The organism is Paenibacillus sp. JNUCC32, assembly GCF_014863545.1.
GTDB lineage: Bacteria > Bacillota > Bacilli > Paenibacillales > Paenibacillaceae > Paenibacillus_AQ > Paenibacillus_AQ lautus_A.
In genome coordinates, this window is the sequence record NZ_CP062260.1 from 3,009,173 (window position 1) to 3,023,018 (window position 13,846).

The 13,846-nt window shown below is 43.3% G+C and carries 22 protein-coding genes; 4 read left to right on the forward strand and 18 right to left on the reverse strand.

What is annotated here, in order from left to right; all coding sequences use genetic code 11:
* Nucleotides 1-18: 18 nt before the first annotated feature.
* Nucleotides 19-534 (forward strand): hypothetical protein, encoded by a 516-nt coding sequence (locus JNUCC32_RS13305; RefSeq protein ID WP_192572359.1) that lies wholly within the window; start codon nucleotides 19-21, stop codon nucleotides 532-534.
* 19 nt (nucleotides 535-553) lie between these two features.
* Here the strand turns inward: JNUCC32_RS13305 and JNUCC32_RS13310 are convergent, their stop codons facing one another.
* On the reverse strand, nucleotides 554-739 hold the full coding sequence (locus JNUCC32_RS13310; RefSeq protein WP_192572360.1) for a hypothetical protein: 186 nt from the start codon (nucleotides 737-739) through the stop codon (nucleotides 554-556).
* A gap of 138 nt (nucleotides 740-877) precedes the next feature.
* Nucleotides 878-2,143, reverse strand: coding sequence for a DUF4062 domain-containing protein (locus JNUCC32_RS13315; RefSeq protein WP_192572361.1), 1,266 nt, complete (start codon nucleotides 2,141-2,143; stop codon nucleotides 878-880).
* A 225-nt stretch (nucleotides 2,144-2,368) separates the two neighbouring features.
* On the opposite strand from JNUCC32_RS13315, the gene JNUCC32_RS13320 reads away from it, so the two are divergent.
* A complete protein-coding gene (locus tag JNUCC32_RS13320) occupies nucleotides 2,369-2,929 on the forward strand; it encodes an Ltp family lipoprotein (RefSeq protein WP_228468952.1) in 561 nt (186 codons plus the stop codon).
* Nucleotides 2,930-3,075: 146 nt separating this feature from the next.
* Here JNUCC32_RS13320 and JNUCC32_RS13325 read toward each other — a convergent pair whose 3' ends face one another.
* From JNUCC32_RS13325 to JNUCC32_RS13335, 3 genes are all read right to left on the reverse strand, one after another.
* Nucleotides 3,076-3,417: a YolD-like family protein gene (locus JNUCC32_RS13325; protein ID WP_192572362.1), complete on the reverse strand. Its 342-nt coding sequence runs from the start codon at nucleotides 3,415-3,417 to the stop codon at nucleotides 3,076-3,078.
* Nucleotides 3,414-4,685: a DNA polymerase IV gene (locus JNUCC32_RS13330; RefSeq protein ID WP_228468953.1), complete on the reverse strand. Its 1,272-nt coding sequence runs from the start codon at nucleotides 4,683-4,685 to the stop codon at nucleotides 3,414-3,416. Before JNUCC32_RS13330 ends, JNUCC32_RS13325 begins: the two co-directional genes overlap by 4 nt.
* A 92-nt stretch (nucleotides 4,686-4,777) precedes the next feature.
* Complete coding sequence (locus tag JNUCC32_RS13335) at nucleotides 4,778-4,999, reverse strand: helix-turn-helix domain-containing protein (protein ID WP_192572363.1); 222 nt, start codon at nucleotides 4,997-4,999, stop codon at nucleotides 4,778-4,780.
* A 132-nt stretch (nucleotides 5,000-5,131) separates the two neighbouring features.
* On the opposite strand from JNUCC32_RS13335, the gene JNUCC32_RS13340 reads away from it, so the two are divergent.
* Entirely contained in the window at nucleotides 5,132-5,344 is a 213-nt protein-coding gene (locus JNUCC32_RS13340) for a hypothetical protein (RefSeq protein ID WP_192572364.1), read from the forward strand.
* 22 nt (nucleotides 5,345-5,366) lie between these two features.
* Here JNUCC32_RS13340 and JNUCC32_RS13345 read toward each other — a convergent pair whose 3' ends face one another.
* Nucleotides 5,367-5,522 carry a hypothetical protein gene (locus JNUCC32_RS13345; protein WP_192572365.1) on the reverse strand — a complete coding sequence of 52 codons (156 nt, stop codon included), beginning with the start codon at nucleotides 5,520-5,522 and terminating at the stop codon, nucleotides 5,367-5,369.
* A 394-nt stretch (nucleotides 5,523-5,916) separates the two neighbouring features.
* On the opposite strand from JNUCC32_RS13345, the gene JNUCC32_RS13350 reads away from it, so the two are divergent.
* Nucleotides 5,917-6,840, forward strand: a complete 924-nt coding sequence (locus JNUCC32_RS13350) for a DUF6414 family protein (protein WP_192572366.1) — start codon at nucleotides 5,917-5,919, stop codon at nucleotides 6,838-6,840.
* On the opposite strand, the gene JNUCC32_RS13355 is transcribed toward JNUCC32_RS13350, so the two are convergent.
* From JNUCC32_RS13355 to JNUCC32_RS13410, 12 genes are all read right to left on the reverse strand, one after another.
* Nucleotides 6,824-6,988, reverse strand: coding sequence for a hypothetical protein (locus JNUCC32_RS13355; RefSeq protein WP_192572367.1), 165 nt, complete (start codon nucleotides 6,986-6,988; stop codon nucleotides 6,824-6,826). The genes JNUCC32_RS13350 and JNUCC32_RS13355 overlap by 17 nt on opposite strands.
* 145 nt (nucleotides 6,989-7,133) lie before the next feature.
* Entirely contained in the window at nucleotides 7,134-7,409 is a 276-nt protein-coding gene (locus tag JNUCC32_RS13360; protein WP_192572368.1) for a holin, read from the reverse strand.
* A gap of 1 nt (nucleotide 7,410) precedes the next feature.
* The gene (locus JNUCC32_RS13365; protein WP_192572369.1) at nucleotides 7,411-8,208 is read right to left on the reverse strand and encodes a peptidoglycan recognition protein family protein; all 798 of its coding nucleotides are present in this window, start codon (nucleotides 8,206-8,208) and stop codon (nucleotides 7,411-7,413) included.
* Nucleotides 8,153-8,620, reverse strand: coding sequence for a phage holin family protein (locus JNUCC32_RS13370; protein WP_009594467.1), 468 nt, complete (start codon nucleotides 8,618-8,620; stop codon nucleotides 8,153-8,155). The genes JNUCC32_RS13365 and JNUCC32_RS13370 overlap by 56 nt, the downstream gene beginning before the upstream one ends.
* 84 nt (nucleotides 8,621-8,704) lie before the next feature.
* Nucleotides 8,705-8,845, reverse strand: coding sequence for an XkdX family protein (locus JNUCC32_RS13375; protein WP_192572370.1), 141 nt, complete (start codon nucleotides 8,843-8,845; stop codon nucleotides 8,705-8,707).
* Nucleotides 8,846-9,223 (reverse strand): hypothetical protein, encoded by a 378-nt coding sequence (locus JNUCC32_RS13380; RefSeq protein WP_192572371.1) that lies wholly within the window; start codon nucleotides 9,221-9,223, stop codon nucleotides 8,846-8,848.
* A 115-nt stretch (nucleotides 9,224-9,338) separates the two neighbouring features.
* Nucleotides 9,339-10,988 (reverse strand): tail fiber protein, encoded by a 1,650-nt coding sequence (locus tag JNUCC32_RS31590; RefSeq protein WP_228468954.1) that lies wholly within the window; start codon nucleotides 10,986-10,988, stop codon nucleotides 9,339-9,341.
* 1 nt (nucleotide 10,989) lies between these two features.
* Complete coding sequence (locus tag JNUCC32_RS13390) at nucleotides 10,990-11,550, reverse strand: phage tail protein I (RefSeq protein ID WP_192572372.1); 561 nt, start codon at nucleotides 11,548-11,550, stop codon at nucleotides 10,990-10,992.
* Nucleotides 11,543-12,652, reverse strand: coding sequence for a baseplate assembly protein (locus JNUCC32_RS13395; RefSeq protein WP_192572373.1), 1,110 nt, complete (start codon nucleotides 12,650-12,652; stop codon nucleotides 11,543-11,545). The genes JNUCC32_RS13390 and JNUCC32_RS13395 overlap by 8 nt, the downstream gene beginning before the upstream one ends.
* Entirely contained in the window at nucleotides 12,649-12,990 is a 342-nt protein-coding gene (locus JNUCC32_RS13400) for a GPW/gp25 family protein (protein WP_192572374.1), read from the reverse strand. Before JNUCC32_RS13400 ends, JNUCC32_RS13395 begins: the two co-directional genes overlap by 4 nt.
* Nucleotides 12,987-13,385 carry a phage tail protein gene (locus JNUCC32_RS13405; RefSeq protein ID WP_192572375.1) on the reverse strand — a complete coding sequence of 133 codons (399 nt, stop codon included), beginning with the start codon at nucleotides 13,383-13,385 and terminating at the stop codon, nucleotides 12,987-12,989. The genes JNUCC32_RS13400 and JNUCC32_RS13405 overlap by 4 nt, the downstream gene beginning before the upstream one ends.
* A complete protein-coding gene (locus tag JNUCC32_RS13410) occupies nucleotides 13,382-13,846 on the reverse strand; it encodes a phage baseplate assembly protein V (RefSeq protein ID WP_192572376.1) in 465 nt (154 codons plus the stop codon). Before JNUCC32_RS13410 ends, JNUCC32_RS13405 begins: the two co-directional genes overlap by 4 nt.

A 13,846-nucleotide genomic window follows, 5' to 3' on the forward strand; every position in this document is an offset into this window, starting at 1 on the left:
TTTTTGGGAGGTAGTTAAATGAAGAAATTATCCATAGCAACATTTATCGCAACGGTATTAATTCTTGCTACTGCTCATTCTGCCTTTGCAAATTCCCCAAGCCCGAACCCTGATTCAGATACAGCCACTATTCAGGCACTGACGAATTATGAAAGTGAGCCCAACGATAATTATGAATCGGCTGACACTGCCGTGTTGTATGAATGGGATAACGGTACAAACTATGGATATATTAGCAGCATGGGCGATCTTGATTTCTGGCACTTGCCGACTAATAACGCAAGTTCCTATAATATCAGTCTATATTCGCCTGGCTCTTACTTTAATTATAACTTTGCAGTCTACGAGAAAGTGCCTGGCCAAAATGGATATACTGAAGTTGCTCGCTCCTATGCAATAAACGGTGTCGCCGGCGTTAGTGTACCGGGATTAAAAAGCGACGGTACCATCCCTAATTACTATGTTATGGTATACGGGAACATGGGCTTCAATATATTAGATCCATACCGACTCACAATTCATGCTGTTTACTAATGAATTTTAAATGCTGAAATCATGTTTGCATTAAAAAATCCCCGCTGCCACTTGGCAGCGGGGATTCCTCTATTAATACATCGTAATGTACTGATCGCGTTCCCATTGGTGAACTTGCGTTCTGTTTATGGTCAAAGCTTTCAAATAAAATTTTCCCTTCATTATATAGCGCGTTTTTCATGGCTTTAAATTTCAAGCTTTTCATACCTTTGTATCCTTTATTTTAAGTTTGGGGGCAATCAGGGGGACATTTTGGGGGCATAACTTTAACAAGAAGGCATTACTCTTAAAACTTCAAAAATAAACAAACTAGCAATTAATAAAGGACCCCATGGGTCCTTTATTAGTTCTCATACCTCGACTGTGCAAATCCAAAGGCGTTCCATAAAGTATCAAATGAAGATCTAAACATTTGATACAACTCATCTTGACTCACTGCCATATCAGATATCACTACTTCAGGAAGGTGTAGATTATCCCTGTTATAAACTTCAGCAAAATTATGATTGAAAAAATCTGGACTTATCGCAAGTGTATATCCTTTGATGTTCACCAATGAAATAAATACAGATACTGGCGCTTCAACTCCGACATCTTTTTGAGCGGTTAAATAATAAAACACACGATCTATTATGTCTCTCTGCAATTTGTATACCGGTATCTTTTTTCGCGAGTCTACCGATCTTAAGAGTCCGTTGTCTACTGACTCAATACCTCCTGATTTATAAAACTGAACATAAGAGTGAGGATGATTATAATTTGGCCACTTCGCATATGTCATAAGACCATCTATATTGATTAGATGATCCCAACCAGTAGTATAGAGGGGTCTAAGTTTAACTACAGTTTGATCCATATCCTTTATAGACAACGAGTAATTGTTGTGAGGTACCACATGGACACTTAAATATGTTGTTAAATCCTCCACTAAAGGAACAACTGTGTTTCCTTTTTCGATCTCTGAAACCCTAGATTCCCAGAACTCCTTCACTTTAACAACTTCTGGATTAGAATGAAAAACAGGAACAGTCATCAATTCACTTGCCTTTTTTGTTTCAACAGCACCTGGTTCAACCCCTACGTCATTTTGTTGTCTCTCATCTCCTACTTTTTTTTTGTAGTCTAACACTTTTTTATAAAGGTGCTCTTTAATACTCAGGGAATCATATTTAGCATATATCCCTTTTTGTTGATACTCAGCTTTATATTCATCAACTCTTCTCAATTCATCGTAATTAATACCACTACGTGGTACGGGTTTATCAACAAAATAAACAAGAACTTCTTTTCCAGACTTAATAAATAGATCAATCTCTTCTAATGTCCCTGAAACAAAACCTTCTGTTGGTGTCCCCAATTTACTCCAGAAGACGCCAATAACTATGTCACATTTAGACGTAATTTGTTCATTTATAATCTGTTGAGGATCACTTCCTCTGTAGGCCGGAACCACATCACGTTCCCATCTTGCAGGTAGGAGTACTACATTTAATGTTTCAGCAAATGAATGATTCCATTCAAAAATTGCATTTGTTATTTCATTACGTTCAGCGGATACATCAGAGGGGGATGCTATAAAAACACGTAACACTTCAGCGGAAAAACTCAATTAGGTCACCTCAGAATTATCATATTAGTAGAACGATCCTAATGAAGTGTAAATTTCACCTATCATGACTACACATAGAACCATTCTATTCATAATAATGTTAGCTTGTTTGGTTTAATCTGTAAATGCAGATTTATGATATCTCTATAAATCTTATGGTAAATAAATCCTAGTTCTGATAGACTATTGTTTGTCATATTATCACAGAATTGGGGGAAGAACGTTTTGAAAAAGCCGCTTTATAAGAAATGGTGGTTCTGGGTACTTATTGTTATTGTGGTTGGAGTCATAGGCAATCTTGGGAATTCAGAAGAACCAAAACAAGCAGCGCCGGACAAGGAAGTAATTGCAGAGCCTGATACCACGGCGAAAAATGATGAACAAACTAGTGTCAAAGAGGATGTTAAAGAAGAGGCGCCAAAAGAAGAGCCGAAAGAGGAACTAAAAGAAGAACCAAAAGAAGAACCGAAAGAAGATAATGTCCCTAGGGAACATAAATCGGCATTAAAAAAAGCGGAACAGTATGCGGAAGCTATGAGTATGTCAAAGGCAGGCATTTACGATCAATTGACTTCAGAATATGGAGAGAATTTCCCTAAGGAAGCCGCTCAATATGCTATCGATAACATTGTATTCGATTGGAAAGAAAATGCATTAATAAAAGCGCAACAGTATGCAGAATCTATGAATATGTCAGATGATGCTATTTACGATCAATTGATTTCTGAATACGGTGAAAAATTTACTAAGGAAGAAGCGCAATACGCGATAGATAATTTAGAATAAAATAACAAAACACCCCACAGACCGAATAAGGTTAGTGGGGTGTTTTTTACCGATTCCACTCAGCAGAGCTAATCTTTATATTCACAAACGCTTGGGATTTTCAAAAATCAGCCTGATCCAACGGAGTTCTCATTTGGCGAGCATTTTCAATTTGCCGAAACAATGTCATCGATCTTGATCCATTCCCATTCGCCTGCACCGGTCGCAAGCTTGATTTCCCGTCGATACGTATGAATTGTGGATACTGTGCCGGTCAGTTCCTGGTCCTCATATTCATCGAATAAACGCAATTTGATTGTACGGTGCATATGAAATGATTCGGCCAGCGCCTGTTCAATCAATTCCATTTCCTGCGGATCAAGAACCGGCTTATACTTCCTTCCCTCTTCGAGCTGCCGGCGGATGATTGTTTCTTTATGTTCCGGAAGCATCATCCGGCTAGACTCCCATAGACCGTTACCCTCAAGCTTTTTACGTGACGTCGTCATTTATAATGTCCCCCTATCTTAGCCGATCGATCGAGTGCCTGCCCAGCTGCCGTCATAGAGACAGCTCGAATCACGATTGAGTTCCCGTACTTCTGTTTCAATGCATCGGTTGTACGCTCTAATGCCATTTGACGCTCGCGGCCAGTATCAAATAGAGACATCTGGTATTCGTTATCGGGAGTGAGCTGCGTCACACTAATGCCCACCCTCCGGATCGGCATGCCATCCCAATGCTCTGCCAGTAGCTTGCAGGCCCAGCGATATACTTGCATGGTGATGTTGGAGGGGTCCTCCATCTTCATTTGTCTTGAAAAGCCAGTGGGGCGATCAAAGTCAGCTCCCATACACCCGACCGATACAACATGACCCATGAAACCAAGTGCCCTACAGCGCTGGCAAACCAGTTCCGTGAGTTCCAGCAGCACGACCTTAATCTCTTCGATGGTGCCGTAATCCCGCGGTAAGGTCATCATGTGGCCGACAGATTTAGGGGCGACCTGGTGGGTCCCCGGTCGTACGGGGCTGTAATCGATTCCGTTAGCGATCCGCCAATACATTTCAGCATTAATGTCAGAGTTCTTGCCGAATTTCCGTCGCATCATCTGTTTGAGCTTGCCCAACGGGGTCTGTGCGACATGGCCGATCGTAGGGAGGCCCATAGTAGTAAAATGTCTCGTCATCCTGCTCCCAGCCATAAACATGTCACTTACGGGCCGTTTCCACAGCGTGTCCGGCAGCATGTCTTTAGTCAAGATGTAAATCCCGGATGGATTCTTTTTCGCATAATTGTCGCAGGCGGTTTTGGCGAGGATCTTGGTTTCGGCAATCCCGAAGCGAGTATAAACGCCTGTGGTTGCCTGAACGTGGGTCTGGATAATTCGGGCCATCTCTTCAGGAGTGTCCGCAAACAAATGCATCGAGCCGGTTACATCTAGAAATTGCTCATCAATACTGTACGGCTCAACCAAGTCCGTGTACTGCTTGTAAATGTCCGTAATCAGCATGGATACGTCAATGTATCGCTGCATCCGCGGCTTAATCACAACGAGATCCGGACACTTTGCCACTGCTTCCCCAAGTCGTTCTGCTGTAGTGATTCCTTTCGCTTTTGCAAGTGGGCAGGCTGCCAATACAATTCCTGAACGGCGTTCCGGATCTCCTGCGACTACCAAAGGCCGATCCTTATATTCAGGGTGTTCGGCCTTTTCAACTGAGGCATAAAAGGATTGGCAGTCACCAAGCATGATTACACGTTTGGATGATTTCACGCGTATTCCTCCTTCGATCAAAACCAGAACATTTGTTTGTATTATATGCGAACTAACGTTCTTTTATCAATGTAAAAAAAAGCCACCGCGCTCTATGCCTCGGTGGCTTCTTCATTCACATATTCAATTAATTCAGTAACGCTGCTTAATTCCAGCGCCTTGTATACCTTGTCCAAATTATCAGGAGACCATGCTTTTGATTTGTTCTTGACCATATCCAGTATTGTAGGATAGCGGATTCCGGTCAATTCAGATAATTGATTCGCATTCATTCTCTTTTCAAATAGTATTTTGTCCAGCTTGAGCTTGAACATTTCGATCACCTCAACTTTATTATATACGATTATCGTTAAATGTAAACGATATTTGAATAATTTATACGATTTTCGTTTACAATTATACGATTATCGTATATAATTAAATCAGAAAGGAGGTGAGAGACAAGGATGGACAAACTACTTAAGGACGCTTTTGAAAAGCTCCAAAAACGCGAACACCTCCTAAGAGTGACCCGAGACCAGATGGGGCTGGGACGGATCACCAAGGAGGAGTTCAAAAATCGTGAGGATCAGATACTTGGACGGTATGCCCTCACGGAGGCAGAACAGCGGGCGTATGACCTGCACCACCGCATGACGCAGCACAAGCGTCGCGGATAAGTTTCAGGGAGAGGGGCCGAGATCAGGCCCCTCTTTTTTTACGCCGCCGTACCTGTTTCAGGTTAAAAGAATCGTATTCAAACATCAACTGGTCGAATTGTTCAGAAGAAAGATAGACCAGAGGTATCAAAACATTGTCCTGTACGGCGTAGTCGAGATACTGGATTTTCTTAGTCACCAGATTTCCCTCCTTATTCAGGATCATCTTGTTTCCAATATTATATATTAACTCATGGCATAAATAAACTTCGCTAAACAAAAAAAAGAACCCCGCCAGCCTAAGCCAGTGAGGTACTTTCTACCGATTCCATCGGATTGCACCACGGTGCTACCGTTGATATTAAGACGATTATAAGCCACATGGGGTATATAGTAAATACGTAATCTCCTTTTAGGACACTTGCAATAAAGTTATAATTCGAACCTGGTTTATAGCATAAGATTATTAGAGGTAATACAAAAAGCCTATATTTAAAACGTGTTTTGTAGTTATTTATACTTACATTAGTATATAATGTAAATAGAATTGTGTAATTTTTCCACGAATACTTACAGAATATGGAGGGACAAATTTGAAAGAAATAATCTATCTTAACACAGATTTCATCAATTCTTTTATGGCGCAAAAATACAAAGGATTACCATTATCAAACATCACTGAACATATGCAACAAGATACCCAAACAAATAGTGATGTTGCCAAGAAATCTGGTACAAATGATATCCAGGGAGAAGCCAGCACTGGGGGCGTGGACATTCCATTTATAATTTCTTCACCGAGTGGAAAAATAATTTATAAATACAGTGGGAATAAACAATATGAGGAAGCAGTATCTTTAACACAAACTGACGCTGGCAAAGAAATTGTTTCTAAACAACTTCATGATAATGCTCTAGATGATTATGAAGAATATTTAGTTGAAAAACAACTACTGAATATTATAACTGATTCTACAAATATAGAAGAGCAAATAGGGAATTATGTTAAGATAACATCCCACTTCAGTTTGTTTGACTTAGAGTATATTAGAAACCTTACAGACCCAGATTCAATGAAGAATTTAATCCGAATCGCCAGCAACACAGCGAATTCAAATCAAAATTCAGGCAAACAGAATTCCAAACAACAGAACTCTCAACTCGAACAAGGGATTAAAGCCGTGGAAGTAGTAATGAAATATTTATCTTCTATACTTCCAACAAAACTTTATCTTAAACAAGGTAATTATATAGCGCCATTAAAATCTGATTATCTAAGGGAAAGTAGCCAAGAACTAAATTTCAAGTATGGAGAAGGTTCTGGTATTAAAGTTACTTTAATAGGGAGGGTTACAAAAATATTCGAATCGTTTGAAACTAATATTTTCGAGGAACAAGGAAATTTTGCGGATTTATCTAGCAGTATCCATGGAATAGTGGAACTAATTCTTAGTCAAATGAAGTCAATAAAAAAAGGAGACGCAATTGTATCCCCTGTTGCTATCTATTTCGAATAAGTGATCTTTCCTTTGACTTCTTTCTCATATTTTCTTTTTCTAAAGCGATTCGATCGGATACCATTTTGAACTCTTTATCAAAGAGTTCTTTTTCTTTATTGGTTCTTATTATTCCTTGATCTATAAATGTTTTTATGTGTTTTCTCATTAAAAACACCGCCTTTACCACAGTATACTTAACTTTCCCCAAATTTGCTATTGATAAACCCGTTTTTTTTCTGGAATAATATTCACCCTGTCAGCATAACTAACAGGGTGTTCATCAAATTATTAGTTACTAGGTGTTGCTTTGCTTATTTTGTTGTCCCTTTTCGATCACTAAAAACTAATTCAAAAAAGCCGGTTGCAGATAATCCGGCAAAACCACCAGCCCAAAGGCGTAAAGTCAGGTCGAGATCAGTAAATGGGTAGGCAGCAGCGCCTACTAAAACGCCAATACCTAAGCCAATCCATGGTACAACATTGGAAGGCATATTGATTGTTTTCTTAACAAATTGCACTAAAGCCAATACAATAACGGCTAATGTCGTGGCAAAGGTCAAAACTGATGTTAATACTTCGTTTTTCATTTTAAACATCCCCTCTCTTAATGATCATCCCGCCGCGCTGAAGGACCGTCAGCAATCGATAAAAGTCATAACTTCCCCCACTTGGCGAGCTGATCAAGCCAGCTGCCATAGCTTCATTAACTGCTGATTTAGCCCATGAAGGAGCCTCCATGAAGTGCAGTTTTTCAAGCTCTGCTATGCGGGCCGATTGTTTTTTGATGGTAGAGCCTTGTTCTTGCAACCCTTTCTTCAGAACGTTTTTACTGTTCTCTAAACTGGCAACTTTCCGTACCAATGCCTCAAATGCAGCTTTTTCAGATGCATTCATGCTATCATCCCTTTCGATTGTTTTGCCGTCCACGTCATCCCGGAACTTTTCCATGTCAATGACGGGGCATGCCTTCCATGAATAGCCTGGATATTCGCTGTGACCTTTGATCTGCTGAGCGGAAGGAATGACCTTCCGGATCTGTCGTACAAGCTCAAGCGTCGCCTGGTACTGCTCTGGCGTCGGCTGCTGTGTCCGGAAGTCTCCGACCATACAAATTCCAAGAGCGTGCTTATTACTGTTTCCAACGTGATAAGTGACCTTTTCAGGGTCCCAACACTTGTACACGGTGCCGTCACGCTGGACCACAAAAGCATAGGCGATGCCCGGCCATCCATTGGTGTTAACATGATAAGTCGCGAAGGCTTCAGGTGACCCCGTTAATGTAAGCGAGTGATGAATGGCAATCGAACGGATGTCCGTCAGTTTCCGGGTACTATACCGCTTTGTCTTGTGAATCGGGAGTTTCCCCCGAAGATCGACCATTTTCATTACCGTCATCCTTCTCCCCACTTATTTCATTAAATTCCTCGATTGCCTTTCTGAATATCTTTGGGACCGGCACACCCATGCGACCCACATTTTCGATTATCGATAACAACTCATTCGCCAAATAAAAAAAGACCACAGCATTTTGAAAATACTGTTGCCCTCCTAATATGACATCGATGAAATGTGAGATCACAACAAGCCCGAAAATCGCAACCTTACGTGCAATTCCATGATATCCCTTTCTGCTTTTGAGCTCTCCTTTTATCCATGCGGCCGCCCAACCGGTTAACCAATCGAGGACGACAAGCCATAGAAGCAAGTTCATTAACATGTTCCAACCTCCAAACATATACCCGGCCAGTGCCCCCAAAGCTGTGGATATGGTTTTAATTATTGAAGACCATTCCCCCATTCGACCCTTCCTCCTGTCTTTGTCTCTCTATTAAAAAGAGCCCCCAGACCACCCAGGGGCATAAAAAATACGCCTCACGGCGCGTTATGCTGCATAATCAACGTTTGTGATTTGCTTGTATTCTTCTGGAGTGATCATCTTTGCAACTACAAAGGTTTTCAGACTGTCTTCGTTATATAAAGGATGCTGGCTATCGTAATAACGCTTGATGATTGGATACCACATTTACTCTGCACCTCCTTTCAGTGCGGCGACCTCGAGCAGCAGATTGCCGACAGTATCGTTTAGGTTCGATATGGTAGCTTTATCGTTTGCGCTCTCAAGTAACAATGACCCGATGGTTGAGTTGAGTTCCGCATTTGCTTGTTGCAAACCAGATACCTTTGTATAAATTGTTTCTGTTGCGTAGTAGTCGTAATACAGCTCATTATTTTCCAGATTTATCATTAAATTTGATTCCATACCTGGTATATTTACTGGATAGACCATTGATCCATCTTCTATCTCACGACCACCTCTTTTCATGTCGGCTGCAGATGGAACAAAGATTATCTCTGATACTTTACCAGTAGTTTGAGTTACTTCTTGGTATATAACATACACGGCAATTCACTCTCCTTTAAATGATCATATAACTAAATCCTATTAGTGTTTAACCTAGTAATTAGGGACTGGAATAATGTCTCTTGATGGATTCATTTATCGCATCCCCTTTACTTTAGGTTATTGTGACAAACCCTTTAATCCGACCGTCACCTTCAGCATCCTTTGCTGCACTCGAATTTGTATAACTGACTGTTTTAAGAGATAGTGGCACAGTTAAGTTAAATTCAGGCGTAAATAAATTCGTTGATAAATTGTATCTTTCTGATTGGTAGTTGTATGTCACAATTGTGTACTTTCTGTTGGGGATATCCACGTGAAGTGATAATAGATAAAGTTCGGCACGCTTATATGTGTACGGTTCGTTATCTGTAAGTGTTGCTAAAGATTGCACTTGTCCCAAACTATTGGTCAAAGAAAATCCTGCTGTGACAGTATCATTAGTATAAGCACCGGTTGTCACCCATGTACGTGCCATTGCACTGTACGTAGAGTCGGGATGCGTACCTGTTGTGTATGACATTACAGATAAAACACCTTTCACCACACCCAAATCTGCAAGGGTAGTATATTTCATCACACCTCTTTGGACGGGAAGTGTCCCAGAAGACCAGTCATAATATGTCCGTTGATATGAGCTCGTTTGAATCTGCGAAATCTTATTCGCCAATACTGCAAACTCGTCGCTACCTGATGCCGCTATACCCTTGCCGCTAATGGCGGTAGCGATCGCCTGTTTCCCGTTAGCGACAGATTGAAAAAGGTCTTGGGTCCACGCAGTCCAACCGGGATCTGTCCGTCTCCGCATGTAAAAGCGATCCGCGTGAAGATCGTAAACTTTTTGTAAGACCCATGTATCGGTATGTCGGATTACTTCCACGTAACCCCAGCCACTGGACAAGGCAGGGGCATTGATCATGCCGTTTCCTTTATAAAACCCAGTCAGCAGGATATTGTTCAAATTCTGGCCAGATATATCAATTGCTGCCCCATCATCAGCAGACACTCTATGTTTTTGCCAAGGTCTTGTGTCCGTGTAGTTTTTCGCATTTGCCTCGGCTGTGTTCGCTTTCGCCTGTGCGCCCGCTGGTGTTTCTGCAGCATTCGCCTTCGCCTGTGCAGCTGCCGCTGCTGTCACCCCTTCGCTCCCCCGGTCATATGCCGCCTTGAGTGCCTTTTCAGTTGGCGCCACATTCTCCCTCGTCCCGTTCGTTGCATTGGACAACTGTACGATACCCGGTTGTGTGAGCGACGCCCCCGGGATATCCGGGTCCAACCCTTCCAAAGCCTCGGCCAACTCTTCATGGGTTACATACACCAGGGAACTATTAATAACCGCCGATACGTTCTGAGCCTGTCCGAACGTAACAATCATATCGATTGTTTTCTCAATGATGTCTGCCGTGCCTCCTGCTGGAATGTACTCCGCTGCTCCGCTTCCGGAATTCCCGTAGGCATAAAGGATTTCTCCCTCATCTGGATCTTCCGCAAATATCCCCATCTCCCGAAAATGAAACCCTGTAGTTACATCCTGATTAGACAACACCGCCCCGACAATTGCCTGAGCTGGAAGCTGCGTCTTCAACCTAGTGATTGGGAGAGATTTCTTCTCGCTAATCAACCGATTCATGGAGGGAATGGATTGGCCGCTAAGCTGCCCGTCTCCGATCCCCATCCTTGTAAATTTCAGCTGCGTTCCGGTTTCCGCCTTGGCCTGGAGGTTCCGGCCTTTATTTGTTTGAATTAATCCGCCAAACGCGCCCATATTACACCATCCTTACTGTCATTTTCTCGCCCATACGAAGCACCCCGGCAAAATAGAGATTCATCGGTTCGGATTGAGACAAGATTACACGCTCCAGGTGCGCACTTTTTCGCTTGACTGACTCAACCGCTCGATAAAACTCCTGAGCACGCTCTTGGGTCACTTCCGGATTGTTCGTTATGACCTGGAAGTATCCTCGATCTCCGCCGTACTCGAACCATTCCTCGACTTTGCCCTCACCAAAAAGGATCGACACCAATTCCTCGACGGCCGCTGGCGTCCCTTTTCGCCGGTGGAATGGGATCGCATTTTTCACCAGCTCGCGTTTTTGGCTAAGCGGAAGACTTGTATCATAGAAATCAACATGCATCTCCCAAGCGAGTTCATCAGCTTCAGCGTCCGTCAATTCATCGAGCCGGTCATATCTGGAAAGCTTCGAAATTGCCGCTGTAATGCTCCGTAGTTCTTCATCAATCGATTTAGCTGCTGCCGCTAGCGCTGGATCTCGTTTGAGATTTGGAGGCAGGAGATCGAGCATACTTACTTGTGAAATCTCAGTCATCTGCCAGCCCTCCAAAATCAAAAACGACTTGGCTTTCTCTTGCTACTTGCATCCTCGTTAATTCGGTGAAAGATGGTTCTAAGACATTCAATCGCAAGGCTCCAGCTGCCATAACGCGCCGAATGAGTTCCGAGGGATTGATATCCCGGCCAAGCTTGGATTTTTGCCACAAGCGATATTCGGCTATGGCAGTTTCGACATTGCTCCGTATGACTGCTGAATCAGCTGCTTTCTCTCTACTGATCCAGTAGGTTAATTTGATATTGTAATCAACAGGCTCCGGAGGTTGGACCGTGACACGATCCGTTAAGGGTCGGACCTTACGATTCAAGGCAGCGTCCACGGCATCTAAAACCTCTTGAGGCGGAAGCTCCCCACCGACCAATAACGGAATCAATACAACTTCCACAGGCGAAGGGGATTCAACGCCAACATCAATAATGGCTGAGCTTGCAGTTTTCGCCCAATACTCGTATGCTCCATCCGGTCCGGCTACGCTAAACGATTCGGGCGCAGTCCGAATGCGTTCGCGATAAGCCTCGTCCGATTCAACGGCAGCGCCGCCTGAGCTCTCAGATATGTTCGTTACACTTTGCACAAAAGGAATAGGATCAATCAACTCCGTCAATTGCCCAGGTAAAAACCCGTTGCCATCAATGCCAGGAATCGAACACTCAGCAGGAACATTTCCGGATACCTCGCCCGGCTTAATCTCCAGGACGTTAACAGTTATAAAGAACAGCTCCCCTCCGCCGCCTTGTGGGCCGACTCTCGTTCCTGCTGGAATGATAACCGCCGATGTTAACGGCATGGACAGCTGAAACTGAACCGTTGTCCTGGATGGCTCAGCTTGCAGGCGAGCTGTATCATACATTTCACCCTTTGCCTCTAACACTTCCCCGGTTGCATACCGTAAAAGACTTTGCTTTGCCGCCTCATTGATTAAAACTTTCTGCTGAACAATAATCTCACATAGCGACAAAATAAAAAGGCGTTCCGGATCAGCTGGGTACAGCTGCCGACCGGTTATCGCCTCGTGCATCTTTAGAATGTTGTTTATGGTCACTTGTGGGTCATCGTCTATGAACTTAATCTCGCTCATTCGGAATCCCCTCCTTCGGCAATTCTATACTTGATGATGGGCAGCAAACGCCCGTTCATCTTATCTTGGTCATTAAGGTGAAAAAGGATCTCTGTAATTTCAGCCCTGGGCTCTTGTTCGGCGATGGCCATCGTGATTACACCGCTCATTCTTGCCTTCAGGATGGGCAGTGGCTCATCAACCATTTCATAATCCAACCCAATTGATCGGGCAAACGGTGCTGATCCGTACGGCGTTGTTACAATCGTCCGGATGTTTTGCCCGATCTCTTCGGCCAAGGTGGCCGGACGGAAATTCATCTTCGCTGGCATTGTCATATCCACAATGTATTCGCTCATTTCACGTATTCCTCCAATGAGATATTCACCGTTGCGGCCAAGAGGTTTCCAAGATGATCGATATTCAACCATGATTGTTCCAAGGACGTAATGACCCATAATCCCACGCCGACGCCCTTTCCGCCAACTACTAATGGTAAAGCCTTCCCTTTACGATCTAAAGCCGTCAACCGGTCTAATTCTTTGCGTGGATTCATGCGATATTGTGCATCGAACCGCATCGTAAAGGATACTGTATCCAAGCCCGGTCCGATCCATTGGGATAATGGTTTCTTGCCTAGTACTTCATGCTTGGCCCAACGTGACGAGCTGCTTCGTGTGAATTCGTTGAAGGTTCTGAGCGTTTTTTCTGAAACGACGAATACAACGTCTCCTAAATATCCGATCTTGTTCACAGCGCTTCACCTGCCCGTGTGATTGAGTCCGTCATGATGGATTTCGTCTGAAGCGATTCCGATGTGATGGAGCCTGTCACCGTTAGATCTCCTTCGATCCGAACATTACCGGCAGCTTTAACGTGTAAACTGCCTGAAGCCTGGTCATAGAAGACATAACTTCCATCCTCAAACCAAGTCCCTATCTGATCTTTATTTGAGACAGGAGGCACGTCCTCGTCTGTATAGTAGCTACCCAAGCAAAATCCATTCTGTATGCCGTTCCCGCGAAAAACACATAGGACGCTCTCAGAGACTTCCGGCAACCGATAAGCTTTCGCACTGGCGCTGTATGGGACAATAACAGGAAGATCGCCCGAAACCAGGTTATCTTTGTCCTCAAACACCACTCGAACGGTATGCTTTTTCGCATTGACAGAGGAAACCAGTCCAATGCGGATTAGATTTTCAATGACGCTCAT